The organism is Iodobacter ciconiae (genome assembly GCF_003952345.1).
GTDB lineage: Bacteria > Pseudomonadota > Gammaproteobacteria > Burkholderiales > Chitinibacteraceae > Iodobacter > Iodobacter ciconiae.
Window position 1 is genome coordinate 3007928 of the sequence record NZ_CP034433.1, and the last position, 21301, is coordinate 3029228.

At 45.9% G+C, this 21301-nt stretch carries 20 protein-coding genes and 1 tRNA gene; 11 read left to right on the forward strand and 10 right to left on the reverse strand.

Annotated elements, in window-relative coordinates; genetic code table 11:
- The first annotated feature begins 281 nt into the window (after positions 1-281).
- On the forward strand, positions 282-461 hold the full coding sequence (gene nrdD / locus EJO50_RS13175) for an anaerobic ribonucleoside-triphosphate reductase (protein WP_125974878.1): 180 nt from the start codon (positions 282-284) through the stop codon (positions 459-461).
- Entirely contained in the window at positions 461-1174 is a 714-nt protein-coding gene (locus tag EJO50_RS13180) for an anaerobic ribonucleoside-triphosphate reductase activating protein (RefSeq protein WP_125974880.1), read from the forward strand. Before nrdD ends, EJO50_RS13180 begins: the two co-directional genes overlap by 1 nt.
- On the opposite strand, the gene EJO50_RS13185 is transcribed toward EJO50_RS13180, so the two are convergent.
- Positions 1077-2801: a SulP family inorganic anion transporter gene (locus EJO50_RS13185; RefSeq protein ID WP_125974882.1), complete on the reverse strand. Its 1725-nt coding sequence runs from the start codon at positions 2799-2801 to the stop codon at positions 1077-1079. The two genes, EJO50_RS13180 and EJO50_RS13185, sit on opposite strands and share 98 nt — an antisense overlap.
- A gap of 190 nt (positions 2802-2991) precedes the next feature.
- Complete coding sequence (locus tag EJO50_RS13190) at positions 2992-3876, reverse strand: LysR substrate-binding domain-containing protein (protein ID WP_125974884.1); 885 nt, start codon at positions 3874-3876, stop codon at positions 2992-2994.
- Positions 3877-3972: 96 nt separating this feature from the next.
- Between EJO50_RS13190 and EJO50_RS13195 the strand changes: the two genes are divergently transcribed.
- Positions 3973-4962: a TDT family transporter gene (locus tag EJO50_RS13195; RefSeq protein ID WP_125974886.1), complete on the forward strand. Its 990-nt coding sequence runs from the start codon at positions 3973-3975 to the stop codon at positions 4960-4962.
- Positions 4963-5012: 50 nt separating this feature from the next.
- On the opposite strand, the gene EJO50_RS13200 is transcribed toward EJO50_RS13195, so the two are convergent.
- From EJO50_RS13200 to EJO50_RS13225, 6 genes are all read right to left on the reverse strand, one after another.
- A complete protein-coding gene (locus tag EJO50_RS13200; protein WP_125974888.1) occupies positions 5013-5471 on the reverse strand; it encodes a ProQ/FINO family protein in 459 nt (152 codons plus the stop codon).
- 265 nt (positions 5472-5736) lie between these two features.
- On the reverse strand, positions 5737-6357 hold the full coding sequence (locus tag EJO50_RS13205; protein WP_125974890.1) for a 4'-phosphopantetheinyl transferase family protein: 621 nt from the start codon (positions 6355-6357) through the stop codon (positions 5737-5739).
- A gap of 134 nt (positions 6358-6491) precedes the next feature.
- Positions 6492-7673 carry an NnrS family protein gene (locus EJO50_RS13210; protein WP_125974892.1) on the reverse strand — a complete coding sequence of 394 codons (1182 nt, stop codon included), beginning with the start codon at positions 7671-7673 and terminating at the stop codon, positions 6492-6494.
- Positions 7670-8209, reverse strand: a complete 540-nt coding sequence (locus EJO50_RS13215; protein ID WP_125974894.1) for a hemerythrin domain-containing protein — start codon at positions 8207-8209, stop codon at positions 7670-7672. The genes EJO50_RS13210 and EJO50_RS13215 overlap by 4 nt, the downstream gene beginning before the upstream one ends.
- Positions 8210-8525: 316 nt before the next feature.
- Positions 8526-10502, reverse strand: a complete 1977-nt coding sequence (gene parE / locus EJO50_RS13220) for a DNA topoisomerase IV subunit B (RefSeq protein ID WP_125974896.1) — start codon at positions 10500-10502, stop codon at positions 8526-8528.
- A gap of 374 nt (positions 10503-10876) precedes the next feature.
- Positions 10877-12373, reverse strand: coding sequence for a YifB family Mg chelatase-like AAA ATPase (locus EJO50_RS13225; protein ID WP_125974898.1), 1497 nt, complete (start codon positions 12371-12373; stop codon positions 10877-10879).
- A 54-nt stretch (positions 12374-12427) separates the two neighbouring features.
- Between EJO50_RS13225 and EJO50_RS13230 the strand changes: the two genes are divergently transcribed.
- Complete coding sequence (locus EJO50_RS13230; RefSeq protein WP_164521509.1) at positions 12428-13471, forward strand: sensor histidine kinase; 1044 nt, start codon at positions 12428-12430, stop codon at positions 13469-13471.
- Positions 13440-14207 (forward strand): LytR/AlgR family response regulator transcription factor, encoded by a 768-nt coding sequence (locus EJO50_RS13235; protein WP_046353753.1) that lies wholly within the window; start codon positions 13440-13442, stop codon positions 14205-14207. The genes EJO50_RS13230 and EJO50_RS13235 overlap by 32 nt, the downstream gene beginning before the upstream one ends.
- Before the next feature lie 53 nt (positions 14208-14260).
- On the opposite strand, the gene EJO50_RS13240 is transcribed toward EJO50_RS13235, so the two are convergent.
- Positions 14261-14947 (reverse strand): TIGR01621 family pseudouridine synthase, encoded by a 687-nt coding sequence (locus EJO50_RS13240; RefSeq protein ID WP_125974902.1) that lies wholly within the window; start codon positions 14945-14947, stop codon positions 14261-14263.
- A gap of 67 nt (positions 14948-15014) precedes the next feature.
- Between EJO50_RS13240 and EJO50_RS13245 the strand changes: the two genes are divergently transcribed.
- The 3 genes from EJO50_RS13245 (at position 15015) to EJO50_RS13255 (ending at position 17730) form a co-directional block, all read left to right on the forward strand.
- Complete coding sequence (locus EJO50_RS13245) at positions 15015-16565, forward strand: EAL domain-containing protein (protein ID WP_164521510.1); 1551 nt, start codon at positions 15015-15017, stop codon at positions 16563-16565.
- Positions 16562-17032, forward strand: coding sequence for a 23S rRNA (pseudouridine(1915)-N(3))-methyltransferase RlmH (rlmH, locus tag EJO50_RS13250; RefSeq protein ID WP_125974906.1), 471 nt, complete (start codon positions 16562-16564; stop codon positions 17030-17032). The genes EJO50_RS13245 and rlmH overlap by 4 nt, the downstream gene beginning before the upstream one ends.
- Before the next feature lie 89 nt (positions 17033-17121).
- Complete coding sequence (locus EJO50_RS13255) at positions 17122-17730, forward strand: Maf family protein (RefSeq protein ID WP_125974908.1); 609 nt, start codon at positions 17122-17124, stop codon at positions 17728-17730.
- Between the two features lie 201 nt (positions 17731-17931).
- On the opposite strand, the gene EJO50_RS13260 is transcribed toward EJO50_RS13255, so the two are convergent.
- Positions 17932-18007 (reverse strand) — tRNA-Thr (locus EJO50_RS13260).
- A gap of 200 nt (positions 18008-18207) precedes the next feature.
- On the opposite strand from EJO50_RS13260, the gene EJO50_RS17650 reads away from it, so the two are divergent.
- From EJO50_RS17650 to EJO50_RS13275, 3 genes are all read left to right on the forward strand, one after another.
- A complete protein-coding gene (locus EJO50_RS17650) occupies positions 18208-18630 on the forward strand; it encodes a pilin (RefSeq protein ID WP_125974910.1) in 423 nt (140 codons plus the stop codon).
- A gap of 322 nt (positions 18631-18952) precedes the next feature.
- Positions 18953-19396, forward strand: coding sequence for a pilin (locus EJO50_RS17655; RefSeq protein WP_125974912.1), 444 nt, complete (start codon positions 18953-18955; stop codon positions 19394-19396).
- A gap of 64 nt (positions 19397-19460) precedes the next feature.
- Positions 19461-21155 (forward strand): PglL family O-oligosaccharyltransferase, encoded by a 1695-nt coding sequence (locus tag EJO50_RS13275; protein WP_125974914.1) that lies wholly within the window; start codon positions 19461-19463, stop codon positions 21153-21155.
- Positions 21156-21301: the final 146 nt, after the last annotated feature.

A 21301-nucleotide genomic window follows, 5' to 3' on the forward strand; every position in this document is an offset into this window, starting at 1 on the left:
TTTAGTCGCCGTGCAATTTGGGTTACGCCTGCTGATGCTATCCACATATTATGAGAGCAGTTTTAGCTGTAAATATTTTTAATATATCGAACTTTTGCAGCTAAAGCTGCTCTTGCAAAATAGTATTGCTTGAGCGGGTAGGATCAAGTTTTATCGATTCTAATATGTGGTCTATTTATGAAATAAATTCTTAGTTTTTCTCTATATGCTTTGTGTTTTCTTTGTCATTTCTGTGCCTGCAGATTTTTTGAATGTACATTTTTAAAAATTGGAAAAAAATTATGAGTGATTTATCAGTTCAAACCAAGCTGGCTCCTGAACTAAAAGATGAAGAGCGTACCCGTTGTGAAATCTGGACTCGGGTGATGGGGTATCACCGGCCGGTAAGCAGTTTTAATATTGGTAAGAAAGGTGAGTTTAAAGAACGGCAATTTTTTAACGAATGTAATACCGCGCCATAATGACAGCCGAACCCAAAATTGGCGGCTTGGTGCCGTTTTCCAGTTGTGATTACCCTGGTGAGCTGGCTTGTGTCGTCTTTTTGGCAGGTTGTCCGTGGCGCTGTGCTTATTGCCATAATCCTCATTTACAGGCCCGCGAGCAGCATGATTCAGCTCCGCAGTGGGATGAAATCCTGATCTGGCTAAAAACGCGCCGAGGTCTTTTGGATGCGGTAGTTTTTTCGGGGGGGGAGCCGCTGACCGAGCCGCTCTTACCCGAGATGATGCGTAGTGTAAAAGCATTAGGCTTCAAAATTGGCCTGCATAGTGGCGGCGCGTATCCCAAGCGTTTGCAGGAATGTCTGCCTTATCTGGACTGGGTAGGTTTTGACATTAAAAGTGATTTTATGTGTTACGAAAAAATCACTGCCGTAGTAGGAAGTGGTGCTGTGGCCAGCGCTTCGCTAAAGCTGCTGCTGGCAAGCAAGGTGGCACTGGAATGCCGTAGTACCATTCATCCTAGCCTACATAGTGAAGATGAGCTGGTTGCCCTTGCCCGCACATTAAGTGCCGCAGGGGTAAAACGCTATGTGTTGCAATCTTTCAGACCGGCTGGCTGCATTGAGCCGGCATTAGTTAATTCTGTGCAGCTTCATTTTCCTCAGCCTGCCACCTTAGCGTTAATTGAGCAGCAGTTTGCTTCGTTTCAGTACGTATCGACACTTGTTGCCTAAAGGCTCTATATGCCTGCTTCACGCTGGAGAAAATCAGAAAGTTGGCCTGTAATTCATCCAGTTTATGATGCCTGGCGGCGATAAATTCGGTTTGTTTTTTACGCCCCGCCAAAGCGAGGGTGATGCCGCGCTCTTTTAAATCTCTTTGTAAAATAATGACGGCTTCTATGCCTGCAATATCAATCTGATTAATGGGCACGGTGTCCAGCACCACCCATACCACTTTTGTTTTTGCGCCATCGGTTAAAGATAAAACGCGCTGGCGAAAGTAATTGGCGTTAAAAAAATTAAGTGAGGCGTCAAAGCGGTAAACCAGCATGCCATTAATTGGTACGGCATCAGGATGATGGGATAAATCATGAAAGCTGTTTTTATTGGGATAAACACCAAGCAAGCTTTCGTGCGGGCGGGCCAGCTTAACTAATAGCCTTAGCGTGGCAATTAATACAGCAAATAACATGCCTTGCATCACGCCCACGCAGGCCACGCCAATCAGCGTCAGGATGGCAATGCCGTATTCGCCGCGGCTGGCCTGGCGAAAATAGATAAAATTGGCAAAACTCATTAGCCCGAATGAGGCGGTAATCAGTACGGCGGCCAGTGCAGCAATCGGTACATATTGCAGCGGGGTGGTAAATAGTGCGATGGCAATGGCAATTGATGCTGCAGCTACCATGCTTACCATTTGTGTTTTACCGCCAGCATTGTTATTCACAGCAGTTCTGGAATCCGCACCGCTAATAACAAAACCTTGTGAAAAAGCAGCAGCAATATTAGCCATGCCCAGCGCGGTAAATTCACGGTCGGCATCGATTTCATAACGGTTTTTTGCTGCAAAGCTGCGGGCGGTCAGAATGGCACTGCTAAAGCTGATCAGCGCCAGCCCGGCTCCTGCGCCAAGTAATTCACCCAGATGGGTCCTGGGGATGGTTGGCCAGTGTAAGGTGGGTAATCCGGCAGGCAATAAACCGATGATGGCAATGCCAGCGTTTTGCAAATTCAGACTAAAGATGATTAATCCTGCCAGCCCCATGGCAACCAGGGCAGTGGGCAGCTTAGGCAAGAGGCGCTTAATAATTTGAATGGCTAACAGCGTACCGAGGCCGATCAGGGCAGTGCCCGGATGAAGCTCGGGCAGGCGATCTGGCAGCTCGATAATTCGGCCAATAAAATCATGTTTATGAAAAGTAAAGCCGAGTAATTTACCCAGCTGTCCCAGTGCAATGCTGATGGCTACCCCGTTTAAAAAGCCGGCCAGAATTGGTGGGGATAAAAAATCAGCCAGAAAGCCCAGTTTAAAACGACTGGCCAGCAGACAAAATAACCCGGTAATCAGTGCCAAAGCCACCGAGAGCGAAATATAGAGCTCAGGCTGGCCTGCTGCCATCGGTAGCAAGGTGGAAGCCACCATGGCGCAGGTGGCCGCATCAGGCCCGACAATCAGTTGCCTGGACGAGCCAAATAGTGCGTAGGCCACCATGGGTAAAATGCTGGCGTAAAGGCCGGCAATCGGGCTCATCCCTGCCAGCTGGGCATAGGCTACACCCACCGGTAGCGCGACAGATGCCACCGACAATCCTGCCAGCAAATCCTGTCGCCAGCAATCCCGCGGGTAATTCAAAAGCATGGCCAGCCCCGGGACTGTGTGTAGAAAGAATGCGTTCAATGCCGAGTCCTGTTACTTGAGTGAAAAATATGACCAGATATAACGGTAGAGCGATTTAGCTGAAGTCATATGTTTTTGTAAGGTAGCAAAATGTATTATTTTGCTGACGCAGCACATGCTCGGAACATGCACATTGATGATCGTTTTATTTTTAGTAAATCACCCTCGCCTGATCCTTGCAAAATTGAATAAATCGGCGCAGGGTTGCGGAATGATATTTTTGTTTATGCCATGCAAGATAGAGCTGGCGTGGGAAGTGTTGCTGCATGGGTAAGCACACTAATCGTGTGCTATTGATACGGTCCTGTGCGGCCAGTTTTGAGATAAAGGTGATCCCCAGTCCCTGCTCTACCGCTAACATGACAGCCTCCAGAGTATTTAGCTCCAGCCCGATGTGGCTGTTGCTGAGCTGTGGCTGGATAAGCTGCTCAAACTGCTCCCGGTTACCAGACATAGGTTCACGCAGCACCCACGTTTCATTACTTAATGCAGAGACAGGTAGCCCGGTTTGTGTCATTAAGGGATGCTGCGCTGGGGCCACAATGCACATTTCATCCTTAAGCCAGGGATCCGCGATCAAATCGGGGTGATGGTTTTCACCTTCGATTAGGGCGAGGTCTAATTCAAAATGGGCAAGCGCGTGGCTAAGGATATGGGTATTGGCAATGGATATACGGGGCGTGGTGCTCTGCTCGGTGCGTGCCAGCAGAATCGGTAACAGGTAGTTGCCAATGGTTTGGGTAGCACCAAGCCGCAACCTGCCAACTGGCTCAGCACCGCTAACAAACATAGTTTCAATATCCATTACCCGGGCAAGTAATTCTTCGGCCACGGGTTGTAATAATTTACCTTCAGCATTTAATTGCAGGCGCGGATGAACCCGGTCAAATAATGGCGTTGCCAGCTGGCGCTCTAATTCTTGCAAGGACTGTGAAACGGCGCCCTTGCTCAGGCATAGCTCATTGGCTGCTGCACCAAGATTGCCGTAACGGGCGATGGCAGCAAAGGTTTTTAGCTGTTGCAAGGTGAGTTTCATTTGATTTTTCTAAACACCTAATTCAAATCATTTAGATATGATAAACAATATATGAACGGTATTCTATTTGTATTGTTACAGACAGAAGGCCGTCATATGTTTAAGCGAATTCATCAATCACTTGTTGCTGCTCCTACCCCTATGGCGGGCTTAGCTTTAGGCCTGGCCAGCCTTGGGTGGTGCTGGGAAAATGGAGGTGATTTTTCTGGTAATGCGCAACTATCAGGTGCTGTAATTGCTGGTGTGCTTTTACTTATCTTAGCTTTCAAATTTGTATTTCACCCCCGTTTGCTTCTGAATGATTTAGCACATCCTGTGGTGGGAAGTGTGGTGCCTACCTTTGCAATGGCGATAATGGTGGTTTCCAAGGCTGCCGGTCGTTTTGCTCCGGGTTTTGCCGAGGGTCTTTGGTTATTTGCTGTTCTCTTGCATATGGTGTTTCTGGCTACATTTATCTGGTATCGCGCTAAAAATTTTGAAATTCATCAGATGGTGCCAAGCTGGTTTGTTCCGCCGGTAGGGATTATCGTGGCAGATGTTGCTTTTCCTGGCGGGCAATTTGCAGCTTTGGCAGATGGTTTGCTGTGGTTCGGAATTTTTTGCTACGCCGTGATGTTGCCGCTGATGCTTTATCGTTTGATTTTCAGTCACGAAGTGCCTGATGCAGCCAAGCCAACAATCGCTATTCTGGCGGCTCCAGCCAGCCTTTCCCTTGCCGGTTACCTGACCGTAACTGCAGAGCCGTCACTGCTTGTTGTGGCTCTTCTGTTTGGGATTGCTGTGTTAATGACGGGTATCATCTATCTTGCTTTTTTCAAACTGCTGACTCTGCCCTTCTCTCCGGGCTATGCTGCTTTTACTTTCCCGATGGTGATCGGTGCAACCGCCCTGTTTAAAGTCAGTAGTTTGCTCGAACAATGGGAATTTGCTGCTCCTTATGTAGACCAGGTGCAATGGTTGGCTCAGTTTGAATTAGGTGTTGCTACGGTGGTGGTTGGCTATGTAGCGTTGCGCTACGCAATGTTTTTTATCTGGAAACCCGCTAATGGCAGTGCTTATAAATTAGGGGAATTGATTCATAGATAATCAGAAGAAATAATAAAAAAGGCCGCTGATGCGGCCTTACGGGGCTGGGTTTATTCCGTTTTATTCTCAGCGGGGTCGGCAATAGTTTCGCTGGCTGCTGCAATGACCTGATCAACCGCTGCTTCTTCTGCTACAACCACTGTTTGTGGTTTTTTGCGCTCTTCGATATTTTGCACAAATTTAGCTGCAGCCGCTTTTTCTTCTGCAGTGACATCACCTACCGGTTTGCCATTTAGATCAAAGCGCTTACCGCCACGGGCTACTGATTTCAAGTAACGCACTTTGCGGCAATGAGCAGCAATCGAGCGATGGACATGATTGGCACCAAACTGCGGTAGTGCTTTTTCCAGTTCTTTGTGAACACCGATCATTAAAGGTTTGAATTGCTTCATCACCGGGTAACGCTGATAAAGTAATTCAATAATCATAATTTGCTGTTGACGGGCTGATTTCTCGCCAATCGCAGATTGTAATGCTTGAGCTAAAGCTGAGTTTTGATCGGTCATCATTCGAAAACTAGGGTTGGTGTGAAGTGCTAGCTTACCTTAACTCTGCGTTTGCATATACCGTGCTAGCGCAAAGTGTCGCTTATCGGTCTGTCTAAAAAGGGTTTTAAAGCCTGTTTGGTTAGCTTAAAAACGGTAAAAACTCTAGGGTTACTATCGGGAAACCCAAATTTTTAGCCATTTTTTGTAATTTTGCCCGCGTTTTTCTCTGTTTTTGCACCTTTAACGACTAAGCCACTATTTGTCATAAATAGAGCGGTAATGATGCCTATAGGCCAGGTTTGTGGATTAAAACCATAGAGCAGGGAGCCAAACAGGCAATACTAACCCGATGAGTACGCTCTCTTTCACTGGCCCAGTACCAGTCAACCTTAATGCTGTCGCCAGCAATCAAGCTACTGCCGCGAATAACCTGATCCCGAATTCCTGCCTTAAATGCAGCTTCACGCAAAGTCCAAAGCTGGTAGAAACGTTCTTGTGATTCTTCTTTAAGCGCATTGACCCAGTCAGCCTCATCGCGGTGCAGGGCAAATTTTGCCAATTTGGCGATGTTCGCCTTAGGGCGGCAGCATTCAATGTCCAGCCCTACCCGTTCGGTGTTAACGGTTACTCCCAGGCAATCTCCGCTATGTGAAATGCTGGCGTGCAAATGAGGTGCTTTAAGCAGACAGGGAAAGAATTCCCCCTCAGTAATATCGTTTGCCCTGTATTCAATACCCAAAACTTTGCTTGCTGCCTGGGCAAGCAATAGACGCCCGAGAATAAACTGCTGCGCGCGGGCAAGTGATTGAATCGTTGCCAGCCTGATTTTGCTGCTGGGTGAGAGAAAATCACTGCCTGGTAAGGGGTTAAGTGATATTTGTGTAAGAAAAACTTCGGTATGAAGCATGTGAAAACCAAGAGCATAGGATTGGGGAGTAATATACCTTGCCACGGGTCTGAGCTTCCCGAAAAACAACAGGGCGGTTACTTGCTCGTGTTTTACCTGGGGCAAGACTACTCCCAGGGATGGATGAAATAAAACTACCCTGGTTTTCCATCTGCCCTGGGCTTCAAATATACTGGCATAAAGCGGCTACCCCATAACAAGAAGGCCAGTAATGCCCCTAAGGCCGCGGCACAGAGCAGGGCATTTTGCCAAGGCAGTACTTCGGCGAAAATACGGGTAATAGCTACGCCATGCAGCAGGCAATAAAGCATCCAAGTCAGATTGCTAAGGATAAGTGGCAGACCTGCGTGGCCCAGACTTACCCTTGTGGCAAAGCCTAATAACATTGTGCCAAAAAAGCCGATGCCAATTGCATGTATCGGTGCAAATCCTAATATTACCGAGCCTGCTAACATGGCCGCACCTTGTGCGGTGTAAAGCAGCATGGCAATCGCAGCCCAGGCAAATGCCAGATGCAGCATGGCTAAGAGGCGATTTTGTAATGAGGCAAATAAGCGCCAGCGGTAGCTGGTATAGAAGAGCAGCCCGGTAAATACGGCATCAACTGGCAAGCTGCTGAAATGTGCCAGTTTTAGGGCTCCATGACCCCAGGATAAGGCAATCATGGCGTTTAACAGCCATAGTGGCCGCCATGCGCTGTAGTTCGGGATAACATTGGCAGAGAAAAATGGCAGCATTCTGTGGCTAACAGTTAAATACACTGGCAGTAAAAATCCCCATAGGCCAATCTCTAGCATATCAAGCCAGCCAGCGGTCACATCAAATATCGCCCAGTACAGTGCCATGGCCTGCCCCAGCCAGCCCATAGTAAAGGCAAGTGCGATACGAATGGCGTGGCCGCGATCTGTGGCCTTGCTGGCCAGTATACGGTTTAGCCAGACGAGACAGGCGGCCCCCCAGCTGACCCAGTGCAGCGTAATGGCAATACGAAGCAGTGGCTGCCAAAATAATGCGCCAATCAATAGAGCGCTGCCTGTAGCATAAGTGATAAAAACCGGTGCATAGAGCTTGGCAGCCGGGCTGGCTACTCCCAGCCATTTAGGCCCTGCTGTGTAGATAAAACCCAGCATAAACAGTGGAAAAAATCCGTATAACATTAAATAACCGTGTAAAAACATAGGCGCAATGCTGCTGGGTATTGTGCTGCCACCGGCTCTGAGCAACATTTCGCTGGCCCACCAGGTAAGGCTTGCAATCAGCAATAAGGTGCCACAAAAAAAACCAACGCGATGAGGAGCGCTAAGAAATGTTTTCATAGGGTTTTATCCTGAGCGGTATTTTGAATACGCCGATTAGTCATGTTCTGTCCCATTGCTGACAGTGTGGATGCATCGAGTAGCAATTCGGCGCTAGGGTAAATAAGGGTTTCTTCCAGATCGGCATGAGCGGGGTAACGCTTGGAAAATTCACTTGCCAAAGCCAGTGGTAGTTTTCCGCCCTGCCCTGCAGCCAGCGGGATTAAATAGCTGCGTACATCCTGCCAGAGCAGACCAAGCGTTTTGTGCTCGGCGCTAGTTGATGCAATGATGGCTTTTAGTTCGGCATTACCGTACTGGCTGAGAAGTGGGAATAAATCCAGATCTTCATCGTTGTGGTGCAGCGGAGCTGCTACGTCGAAGTAGCGCAAAATGCCGGCAGCAGCATCCTGAGCCTTGGTATCTGCACCTTCTTTTATCAGATACTGGGCCAGTTTTAGTGTTAGTGCTGCGTATTGCCGAACCCTGTCGTGACAGGCTACCAGCATAGCAATGGGTGTTTCAAAAGTGACCGTTTCGGAAGAAAACAGCGACATTATTTCTCTCCTGATAATTCCCGACTAATTTAGTCGGATTTTACGCAGAAAGACAGTTGCATATTTGACTTAGGGCAATATTTACCTGCTTCAAGGGGATTTTTAAGCCCCGTATTGGGTGCAATTTAAGTTGTTTTTCCGGGGAGGAACCTATTTAAAATCAAGAAAACAGCTTAATTTTAAAATAACTTTTGCATATGAAATGCTGTGTTCTCTGGGGGGCTGCTTGGTTCAAGGTTTGCATCGAGTAAGATTCGTTGATCATAAAAAATGGGCTGAAGTAAATCAGCCCATGGTTTGTTAATGTGATTGCTAATTAAATATCCGCTTCAGCTTCATTACCCCGCGCTTCCAGCCACGCTTTGCGGCTGCTGGCCTCTGTTTTACCCATCAGCATGTGCATCAGCTCACGGGTGTTGAGTGCCACATCATCGTTAATGCCAACCCGCAGCATACGGCGGGTATCCGGGTTCATGGTGGTGTCGAATAATTGCTCGGCATTCATTTCCCCCAGACCCTTGAAGCGGCTGATATTCCAGGCATTTTCTCGGATTTTTTCTACACGCAGCTTATCTAAAATGGCGGTTAGCTCGCCTTCATCCAATGCATAGAATTTACGTGGCGGCTTGGCTTTGCCGCTGCCTGCTACATCCACACGATAGAGCGGTGGTTGTGCTACAAATACATGTCCCTGGGCAATCAGCTGGGGGAAATGGCGGTAAAACAGCGTGAGCAGCAGTACCTGAATATGGCTGCCGTCTACGTCCGCATCCGACATAATGATGATTTTGCCGTAACGCAGGCCAGATAAATCGGCTTTGACATCATCCAGCGTATGCGGATCAACACCAATGGCTACGGCCATATCGTGTACTTCATTATTGGCAAAAATCTGATCGCGATCAATTTCCCAAGTGTTCAGCACCTTCCCACGCAGGGGCAGAATGGCCTGAAAATCCTTATCCCTGCCTTGTTTGGCCGAGCCACCCGCCGAATCGCCCTCTACTAAAAACAGCTCACAGCGCTCGCTTTCATCCGATGCGCAATCGGTGAGCTTGCCGGGTAAGACTGCCACACCGGATGATTTTTTCTTTTCTACTTTTTGCGAATTCTTTTGTCGAGCTTGTGCTGCGCGGATGCACAGCTCGGCCAGTTTTTTAGCCAGATCAACATGTTGATTCAGCCAGATTTCAAATGGCGAGCGCACTACAGTAGAAACCAGCTTTAAGCCATCACGGCTGGTGAGCTTGTCTTTGGTCTGGCCTTGAAATTGCGGGTCCAGAATCTTGGCCGAAAGCACAAAAGAGCAGCGGCCAAACAAGTCTTCCGGCAGCACTTTTACGCCTTTAGGCAGCAGACTGTGAAATTCAATAAAAGTTTTAACAGCCTGGAAAACCCCGTCGCGCAGGCCGGATTCGTGCGTGCCGCCTGATGGAGTAGTAATCAGATTGACGTAGGATTCGCGGTTAACAGGGCCGTCTTCTGTCCAGGTCAGTGCCCAGGCGCAACCTTCACCTAGCGAGAAAGTATCGTCTACCTGCTCGATATATTTCTCGCCTTCAAAGATCGGGATAAGCTGGTTGTAGCCAGCTACTTTCTCGGATAAATAGCCCGTTAAGCCATCCGGGTAGCACCAGCTTTTATTGATCAGCTCGCCATTAGGCTGCTCGATGGCCAGGTTTACTACTAAGCCGGGTAAGAGCACGGCCTTGGATTTGAGCTGATGCTCTAGATCGGCCAGCGGAATATTGGGTGAATCAAAGTACTTTGGATCAGGCTCTACATAAACGCTGGTGCCGCTGTCTTTTTTGGCACATGTGCCCAGCACCACCAGTGGCTCGATGACTTCCCCTGAGCCAAATACCAGGCGATGCTGCTGGCCTTCACGTTTGACTTCTACTTCTAAACGCGTGGATAAAGCGTTGGTAACCGAAACGCCCACACCATGCAAACCGCCTGAAAATGCATAAGCACCGCCGTCTTTTTTATCGAATTTACCGCCAGCATGCAGCTGGGTAAATACAACTTGCACTGTTGGCACGCCTTCCTCAGGGTGCAGCCCTACCGGAATACCTCGGCCATTATCGCTGACGCGCACGCTTTGATTACGATACAGCACCACATCAATTTGAGTGGCATAGCCACCCAAAGCCTCGTCGGCGGCGTTGTCGATTACCTCTTGGCAGATATGCAGAGGATTATCAGTGCGGGTGTACATGCCGGGACGGTGCCGGACAGGATCAAGGCCTTTTAAAACCTTAACAGAAGATTCGTCGTATTTAGGAGTTGCCATGTTTCACGTGAAACCGATTACTAAAGTTGTCGCGAGTCTAGCAAGCTGGGACAAAATTAACTACCACAACACTTGATAAATAAAACCTTTGGGAGCCGAGCTAAGCTGATCATGTGCCTGTTGGTGCTTTTTTTAAAGACTCAAAAAATATTATTCCCAAATGGCTTTATCGAGAATCTAGTGTTGCTGATCCCTGAAAAAAGGACTTGGAGGTGATGCTTTGGGAGGCTCGGCTTTTTACATAGATATTACGTTGAAGTGAATATTGCAAATTGTGTAGCCACCGTATTGTTGCACTACATATCTTATAAAACTTACTTTTTTTAGCATGCTCTGTATCGTGCAGAAACTTTTAAGCGGGCACCATGAATTAATCACCCCCCAAAGCTGCGCCGGTATTGAATTGCTTCGGCAATATGTGCTGTGCTGATGGCTTCGTCTCCTGCCAGATCGGCAATGGTTCTGGCCACTTTCAGCACACGATGGGTAGCACGGGCAGAGAGTGATAATTTTTGGATCGCTGTTTGCAGCAGGCCTCGGGCTTCTTCGCTTAAGGGGCAGTGTTGCTCAAGTAGCTTGCCATTGAGGCGGGAATTAGGCGTGTTCTGTCTTGCTGCTTGCTTAAGGTGAGCGGCTACTACGCGCTTTCTGACAATGGAGGAGGATTCCCCTGTTGCTGCTGCCAGTAGTGTGTTTTCTGGCAATAAGGGCACTTCGATCACTAAATCGATTCGATCCATAAAGGGGCCGGATAATTTTCCCCGGTAGCGGGCTATCTGATCAGGCGTGCAGCGGCAGGCTTTTTTAGGATGGCCCAGATAGCCACAGGGGCAGGGATTCATGGCAGCAATCAGCTGAAAATCAGCAGGAAATTCGGTGGAGTGTGCGGCGCGGGCAATATGGATTTTCTGGCTTTCCAGTGGCTCACGTAATACTTCCAGAACCTTTCTGTCGAACTCTGGCAGTTCGTCTAAAAACAACACACCATGATGCGCTAAAGAAATTTCACCGGGCTGAGGTACACTTCCCCCGCCAACCAGTGCCACAGCTGACGCGGTGTGATGAGGAGATCTGTAAGCGCGTACGCCAAAGCGGCTGGCATCCAGGCGTTCTTTGCCTAAAGACTGAATTCGGGCAGCCTCAAGGGCTTCCAGCTCGCTCATTTCAGGTAAAAGGCTGGGTAAACGTTGTGCCAGCATGGATTTCCCTGTACCTGGAGGCCCGATGAGGAGCAGACTATGCCTGCCTGCTGCTGCAATTTCTAAAGTGCGTTTGGCTTGCTGTTGGCCTTTTACTTCACTCAAATCGAGCATGGCAGGCGGAGCTTTGATGGCGATTGGAGTTGCGAGTGCTAGCTGATCGCTGCCCAGTAAATGTCGGCAAACTTGCATCAGGTGGCTGGCTGAGAGCACACTGGCGCTACTGAGTAAGGCAGCTTCTGCTGCGCTGTCTGCCGGTAAAATGAGTGTTCTGCCTATTGCCTGTGCTGCCCACGCCATACCTAGCGCACCCCGAATAGAGCGTAATTCACCCGATAGCCCTAATTCACCGGCGAACTCAAAATTATTTATCTGTTCTAAAGGAAGCTGGCCACTGGCCGCCAGGATGCCTACGGCGATAGGCAAATCAAAAAGGCCGGAAGATTTGGGTAAGTCGGCAGGAGCAAGGTTAACGGTGATACGACGGTTGGGAAATTCAAAGCCACACACGGCCAGAGCGGCACGCACGCGTTCTCGGCTTTCTTTGACTTCCAGATCGGGTAGCCCTACCAGATTAAAAGCGGGTAAACCGTTAGCCAGATGGATTTCCACCAGCACGGCACTCGCTTCAATTCCTATCATGGCGCGGCTATGGATAATGGCAAGAGACATTCAGCAAGCTCGAAGTGGATTCCTTATAGTGTAGGTAACAAATGGATGCGCCGTATGCTGCTTGAACAATCAACTGAAGAGCTGGTTCCACTCCCGGATTTTCGTAATTTTGGAGTATTACTACGTATTTTGCTGCTGATTCATCTTGGTATGCTGGCTTACGTACTAGTTGGGCTTTCTGTATGGGAGGAGTGGCCGCTTAGGCTGGGTGAGGCTGCTATGTGGGTAGAGCCTCCTTTGCTGGGGACGTTGTTATTGCTGTCTATTATGATGCCCTGGCTTAATCGCTTGTCTTATCACATGGGGGTTTTGGGGGTAAGTGCACTGGCGATGTTTTTGGTTTTCGGGCAAAGGAAAGTATTGCTTTCCGTATTACAGCCTGCAACGGCCTTGCTTCCTGCGCTTCTGTTTACCATGATGTTGGTAGTGTCTGTGATGCTTTATCTGCGTTTACGCTGGAAATCATTGTCACCAAGGTTAACGGAAGCAAGGCTGGCAGCATTACAGGCGAGGATCAGACCGCATTTCTTTTTTAATAGTTTGAACGCGGTGTTGTCATTAATTCGCAGTGAACCCAAGCGTGCAGAGCAGGTTTTGGAAGATTTAGCTGATTTATTTCGGGTAGTTATGGTTGATAAACAGCAGCTTTCCACTGTGGAATGCGAGCTGGAGGTAGCACGTCGCTACCTGAATATTGAGGCGGTACGTCTGGGGGATAGGCTAATTGTTGAATGGGACATTGCCCAGTCATCATTAATGGCAGCTTTGCCCCCGCTTTTATTGCAGCCTTTGCTGGAAAACGCTATTTATTATGGTGTAGAGCCTATTTTGGATCCCAGACCTGTGCAGATCAGCATTGCCATAAAAGATAAGCATGTTCACCTGGGAATTAAAAATTCTTTGCCGCAGGCAGGGACGGTGAGTCAACATAAGGGCAATGGGATGGCACTTCAGAATATTCGTCAGCGCTTATTGCTTCACTTCGATGCTGAAGCCAATTTAAGCACTTACGCGAATAACGACTATTATCAAGTACATATTGTCTTGCCTTACCGGGAGATTCCCCATGGGAACGCCACTGCGCCTTTTTCTTGTTGATGATGAAATACCCGCCTTGCGCAGGTTACAGGATGTGTTGGCTGATGTTGCTGACGAATGCCCGCATGATGTAGTCGGTACGGCTACCAGCGGTATGGCTGCACTTGCTGCGCTGGCCGAGGCTGACGCCGATGCGGTGATTGTGGATATTCAAATGCCGCAAATGAGTGGTATTGAGCTGGCTCGTGAGCTAAGTCATTTTTCGCATCCGCCTGTAGTGATTTTTGCTACCGCCTTTGAGGAATACGGAGTCGCTGCATTTGAGGTGCGGGCCGTTGATTATCTTTTGAAGCCTATTCGTAAAGAGCGGCTGATTTCTGCCTTAAAACGGGTACAGGATATGCGGACTGCCAGATCACAGGCTGAGCCGGCTAGCCATGCCCGTACCCATTTCAGCGTAACAGAGCGCGGCCGGGTACATTTAATTCCTGTTTCGGATGCCTATTATTTAAAAGCCGAGCAAAAATACATTACTTTGCGCACACGCGATCGTGAGTATCTGCTGGAAGATTCGCTGACTCGTTTAGAAGAAGAATTTGGCAATCACTTCGTGCGTATTCATCGCAATTGCCTGGTTGCACGTGACATGATGTCAGGCTTTGAAAAATCAGCAGTGGGTGGTAGCGAAGCGCACTGGCAGGTTATTTTGCGCGATTTACCCGAGCGCCTTGCTGTGAGCCGCAGGCAGCAGCATGTGATTAAAGAGCTTAAAAAGCTGGAAAGTGAAGGCAGGTAGGGGTAGCTCTGGGATGTTTTATGATTTACAGACTCCCTTCCCCTGCTTTGTAATTATTTAGGCCAGGCCAAATCCCAAGGGGCCGGGATTGCTGCCAGCTGTGTTTCTATGCCTTGAAAATCAAGCCCGGTATCCGGGGCCAATAAGATCTGTTGCCTCTCTCCATGATAATCAAAATCTAAAGCCCAAGCGTGTAAGTAGCCACGATCTGCGGGTGTTCCACCGTAACGCTCATCCCCCAGAATCGGGCTACCCAGGCTTTTAAGGGCAACACGCAGCTGGTGGGTGCGGCCACTGAGCGGCTTGAGTACAAATAATCGCTTACCTGACTGTATATTTCCGTAGCTAAAAAATTGTGTGGCTACTTTTAGCTCACCATCACGGGATAGGCGCCAGGAGCCTCCCCTGCCCTTTTCCATTGCGCCTTTGATCCAGCCTTGTTTTTTTAATGGCTTTTTATCCGAGATGGCTAGGTAATATTTCTGAATACGGTGTTCAGCAAAAGCGGCTCCAAAGTAGTGGGCTGCCTCGGTATTTTTAGCAAAAATGAGTAAGCCTGAGGTTAGTTTATCTAGTCTATGTACTGGCCAAAGCCTTATTCCACCTAACTTTTTTCGTAATCTTTCAACAAAGCCTGCTTCCCCTTCTTCCTGGTGAAAAGACAGGCCTGCAGGTTTGATTGCAACCAGAAAATCAGGATGTTCGTAGACAATAACTAAATGATTTGTATAGGGGGGCATGCTTGGTCAGGCTAAAAAGATTAGGATAAGAGATATTTTGCTAAATATAGGACCAAAGCATAATCATATGTGCAAAAAGAAACTATTGTGGCAGGGCATTCTAATTTCGATCCTTGCCTGTGTGGTCGTCGCGCTGTTTACAGCTTGGCTGGCTAGAAAACAGGCTGAAGAAGAGTTGCGAAGTTATCTTCAGGATATTACTGAACAGGCAATGCTGCGCAGTGACCGTGCGTATATAGAGAGTGGGCTTTTGCTCAGCGAATTGGATAAGTCTGGCCCAAACGACTGTGGTGACGCTCATCGGCAGCGTTTAAGTGAGGTAACTTTTGATGAATTATTTGTGCGAAATGTTTTATATGCACCCAATGGCATTGTACAGTGTTCCGCATCAAGCCATCGAACCTATCCTTTACCTTTGCGTGATCAAAAAACCATAATGGGGCGCTCGCTCTGGTTTGAGTTTAAAGGTGATTTTCCTAAGCGCTCTATTTTATATGGCGCAGGTCCTCATTATGCCGTAATGAATTCACAATATTGGGTGGATATTCTACCGGTTAAAAAGCGGAGCTTATATATTGAGGCGGTACTTAATCAGAGGGTATTGGCAAGCAGTAATGATGTAAGAATTAAAACAAATACGGCATGGCTGAGTAAATCCAGAGCGAGCCAAAATAATCCGAATTACATCATCACGGCCTATTTGCCTCCACAAGAGTTACAACGTGCCTGGCGAGAGTATTTTAAGGATTTTTTGCCTTTGAGTATTGTCATTTGCATGCTGCTTATTGGGATTATTTTTTGGTTAAATCAGCGTCGTTATACAATGGGTTATGAAATAATTGAAGGCCTGAAGGAAAGTGAATTTCAGCTTCATTATCAGCCTATTGTTTCTTTGGCAGATGGCAAAGTAAAAAGCGCCGAAGCTTTGCTGCGCTGGCAGCGGCAAGATGGCTCGATAGTGAGCCCTGATATATTTATTACTTATGCCGAAGATAATGGTCAGATTGGTAAGTTAACCCAGTTTGTGCTCGAGCAGGCGGTGAGTGATTTATCCAGGCTGAGTGATCAGATGATGACTGTTTCAGTCAATTTAGCCGGGGCAGATTTAGCCACACCGGACTTTGCAGAAAAGCTGATCACTCTTTGTGCAGGCCATAAAATAAGTGCTCAACGGCTTAAATTGGAAATTACCGAGCGCAGCTTAGTGTTGGGGCAGAATGAAATTGAGGTGATTACTCGTTTGCGGCAAGCTGGTCATATCATCTTGATTGATGATTTTGGTACTGGATATTCAAGCCTTAGTTATTTGCATAATTTGCCTGTTGATATTTTAAAAATTGATAAAAGTTTTGTACAGGCATTAGGCAGTGGTGCAGCCACTCACCACGTGGCTTTGCATATCGTACAAATGGCTAAGGCACTGGGTTTGAGCGTGGTAGCAGAAGGAATTGAAACCATAGAGCAGGCAAAGATATTAAAAGAAATGGGTGTTGAATACGGCCAGGGCTGGCTTTATGCCAAGGCTATGCCTTTTGAAACATTTGGGCAATTTTTGCGGGGCCCTACCACGGCAAGTATTAAACCGCTAAGCTCCGACTCTTTGCCAGAAAATGTATGAAGCTGACTTTAATTGCTGTTGGGCACAAAATGCCGGGCTGGATAGATGCAGGTTATAAAGAGTTCGCAAAGCGTATGCCGCGCGATTTCCCATTGCAATTACTTGAGTTAAAGCCCGATAAACGGGGGAGTGGCAAAACGGCACAGCAAGTAATGGCTGACGAAGCTGAACGTATTCTGGCCGCTATTTCACAAGATACCCGCGTATTGGCTCTGGATGAACGCGGTGCCAACTGGACGACGATGCAGCTCGCCGACAAAATGAAAACCTGGCAAATTGACGGCCGTGAAACGGTATTTATTATCGGTGGCACCGATGGTCTTGACCCCAGTGTCAAAAAACGCGCTAACCAGTTGCTGCAACTCTCTGCAATGACGCTGCCTCATGGCATGGTGCGGGTGATCCTGGCCGAACAACTTTACCGGGCGGTCTCTATCATTAATAACCATCCCTATCATCGCGAATAATGCCTCATGCTGATGTCGGAGTTGGTTTTTAGTTAAACCGCTCCATTTTTTTATCAACGCGGAAAATCCCGCTTTTATCCTGATGATTTATGCCAACTACCCTGCCCCAGCTTTACCTCGCCTCTGCTAGTCCACGCCGTCAGGAGCTTCTTGCTCAAATTGGTGTTTGTTTTGAGCGTATCTCTGCACCTATTGATGAAATTCCTTTTCCTAATGAAGCCGCCCGGGACTATGTATTGCGCCTGGCCAAAGCTAAAGCAGAAGCAGGCTGGCAAGTCATGCTGGCTCATGGAAAAAGCCCCCTGCCTGTTTTAGCAGCGGATACTACGGTGGTGCTGGATGGGCAAATTTTAGGGAAACCCCTGGATACCAGCGATGCAATCGGTATGCTGGAACGGCTATCTGGGCGCAGTCACGACGTATTCACCAGTTTAGGTTTACGCACTGCTAGCGGTACAGAAGTTGTGTTATCGATTAGTACCGTTACTTTTATGCCGCTTAGCCCTGCTCAAATTTTTGCTTATGTGGCAAGTGGCGAGCCTATGGATAAAGCGGGCAGCTATGGAATACAGGGCATGGCAGGCATGTTTATTTCTGAGTTGCAGGGTAGTTTTAGTGGAGTAATGGGTTTGCCCCTGCATGATACTGCTGCCTTGCTGGCCCGGCATGACCTAGGGTTTTTAGCGCTTAAACCCTAAAGGTGCTCAATACTCAGGTATATGGAACACTGGAATTTATGTCTATTTAAGTTTAAGCATACTATGCTTACAAAATTAGCCTTGATATAAATGATCTACCTGATGTCAAAAATAGGCGCTACCTGACCATTTTTGTCACATTGAACTTACTGTGCCGCATAAAAAAGACCCAGGAGGGTCTTTTTTAATATCTAAATAATCTGGTGCCGTTGAGGTGAATCGAACACCCGACCTACTGATTACGAATCAGTTGCTCTACCAACTAAGCTACAACGGCAATTTTCTATCAAAAAGTATTTAGTAAAGTATAAAACACTCCTCGTACCCCCGCTGGCAAGCCTTTCCGTTAATCAGCTTACTTCTAAAATCCATGTAGTCAGGCATTTATATTGCAATGTCATATTTAAGCAAAAAATATATTTTGCATGGTAAGTGCTCAGGGAAAAAAGCTTTTAAATCAAAGATTAGGAGCAAGAAATGAAAAACATGCAAAAGGGTTTTACTCTGATCGAATTGATGATTGTTGTAGCCATTATCGGTATTCTGGCCGCTGTGGCGATCCCGTCTTATCAGGACTACACCAAGAAAGCACGTTTTCAAGATATTGTGTCCGCTGCTGAGTCGATTCGCACTTCGATTAGCCTGTGTCTAAGTGAAAATGGCGGTGATGTAACGCTTTGCGATACAGCAACCAAAGTAGGTATAACTACAATTACCAACTCAAAAGAAGCAGCCACCGCTTTAGCAATTACAGCGGTTACAGCCGCTATTACTGCAACGGGAAATACTGCTTCGGGTGGCTATACCTACATTAATACCCCGACTGTGCCTGCTGGCGGCACACAAATTGTCTGGACACAAACAGGTACCTGTCTGGCCGCTAAAGCATGTAAAAACTAGCTACACCGTTTTTATGATAAAAATCATGTAACATTTTGTTTATAAATAAATATTATTTTTTTAAGATTACTTTTTTTTTATGGAAAAAAACCTCAATTTCGTGATGGATTGAGGTTTTTTATTGGCTCATTACCTAAAGAGAGAATGAAGTTTTTTATGAAGAGAGGCTTGTTTTATCTTGATTGATTCATTCATCGGAAAATCATTGAAGATGAACTTGTTTTTAAACCTGGCATGACTATTGCTTAATAGTTACCCGTGAATGTTTTTGTTAAGTGAAGCACAGGGCTTCCTTCTTAAACATTGTATGGGAGCAATAAAAATGAAAAATATGCAAAAAGGTTTTACTCTGATTGAGTTGATGATCGTTGTAGCGATTATCGGTATTTTGGCTGCGGTAGCAATCCCTTCATATCAGGATTACACGCAAAAAGCGAAGCTTTCTGAAGTAATTTTAGCAGCAAGTAGCTGCCGTACTGCGATTACTGATGCCTTTCAAAATGCACCTTCAGATCCAGGCGCTGGTAACTACGGATGTGAAGCAGGTAGCGCTTCATCTGCAGTTTCAAAATATGTACAAACAATTGCTACAGGTACTAATGGTGTTGTAACAGTTACAACTGCAAACCTAAATACGAATGGATCAGTTGTACTGACCCCACGAAATGGTACAGCAGTTGCAACATTTGGTAATCCTATTAGTACATGGCAGTGTTCAGCATCAATTCCTGCATTAACAAAATTATTACCTAAGTCTTGCCTGTAATTTAATTATTTGTTTGATTAAAAATAAAACCCGAGCACACTCGGGTTTTATTTTGAGGTGCACTTTGAATTTAATAACAAAAAATACATTATCATTGTTTTTATTAGGAGTAAGTTTTATATGGTTTATAGAACCTTATTCCGGAGACATGATACAAGCAAGCAGCATGGCATTGTTGGCTGGTTTAGGCTTGTGCTTATCTAATATAGATAAAAATAACTTTCAATTTAGAGTTAGTCATTTAAGTATTATTTGCTTGCTCATTATTATTGTTTTTGATTTAATGACTCATCGCTCTTCATTCGGGGCCAGTTTATTACCTATTCTCTCTGCATTGGTATGTGTGTTTTTATTATTACTTAATAAAAATGAAATTCCTATAAAAAATGTAGCTTGGTTGCTCGCTATCTCTGCTTCATTAGCAGCTATTTTTACGTGGCTTTGTTATATTTTTGGTAATCTTACTATTTTAGGTCGTACTTATTTAATTATTATTGATGGGGTTGCATCTGGCCCATTACAACAACGAAATTTATTTTCTACCCATTTATTGCTCGGCATTGCCTCTCTCTCTTATCTAAAGCATGCTGGTTTAAACAGGGCTAGGTGGCTAGGTGGCTTATTATTAATGGCACCTATGTTGGCTCTCACTCAGTCTCGGACCGGCTTAGTCAATATTATTGTTTTATTGTTACTCTGTATTTGGTTTTGGTACAAAAAAATAGTTATTTATATTCCTTTGGTGTATGCCTGTGTAGCAATGTTTTTTGCTCAATTACTTACTAAACCAATTTTTTCATTGTTTGGGATGAGTTTGGGGTCCGCTGCGGAGCGAATGACTCATGATGGAGGTTTATCAATCCAATTACGCCTTGATGCCTCTTTTCGTGCATTACAAAGCTTTGTTGAGCATCCTCTTCTAGGAAGTGGGTTTGGAAATTTTGCTTGGCAAGATTTTCAAATTCGTAGTTTGGGAGAGTATTCCTACCCAAACTTTGTACCCCTTTTTAGCCATAGCCATAATATTATCAGTCAGTTTTTGGCAGAAGGTGGTGTATTTGGTGGTATGGCAGTATTAATTTTATTAGGCATTTTCTTTTATCATATTTGGACAGTAGATAATGAAAAATCTGCTTTCTCTATTTTGGGCTTGGCTATACTTTGGATACATAGCCAGCTTGAATATCCATTGTGGTATATGAACTTTATGCTCATATTTTTTATTTTTTATAAACAAATAGATAAAGGTAAAACATATCAGTTACACAGCAAAATATTTATGCCTTTGTGTAAATTATCAGTTTTAATAATTGTATTTGGAGTTCTACATTTTAATTACAATATTTTGCGGCTTGATAGAGCAAATTTGCTTCATACCTCTGGAAAATTGAATGAAGCTTATGAACTAGCAAGTAATGTCACTTTACTTGGTGGAGCTGCTACCCCGTATGCGTATAGAATTATTCTTAATATGGCTCGTCCAGGAATATCAATCGATACTAATCAGAGGATGAGTTTGATTAGTGAGAAAGTATTACATTGGAAAGCAGATGATTTTGTTGCGTATTACCATGCTAATTGGTTAGCAAGTATCGGTAAAATGACAGAAGCAAAGCAACAGTTTAATAAGGCAGCTACTGTATATCCAGAAAAGCTAGTTCCATTTATTACCAGCTTAAAAGGAACAAAAGAAAAAAGTACACTAGATCAACAGGAGTTTTTAAACTGGGTAATTCAGCAGTGTGGTACACGGTGTTAATTGAAGTATCAATCCTATAAAATAAGTTAAGTGAGGTTAAGAGGGCCTTGCCTATTTAATAATGTGTACTAAATTATATTAAATTTTATAAAGAAATAGCCCACTAAATTAGTGGGCTATTTCTTGTTTAAATGATCAAACAACCA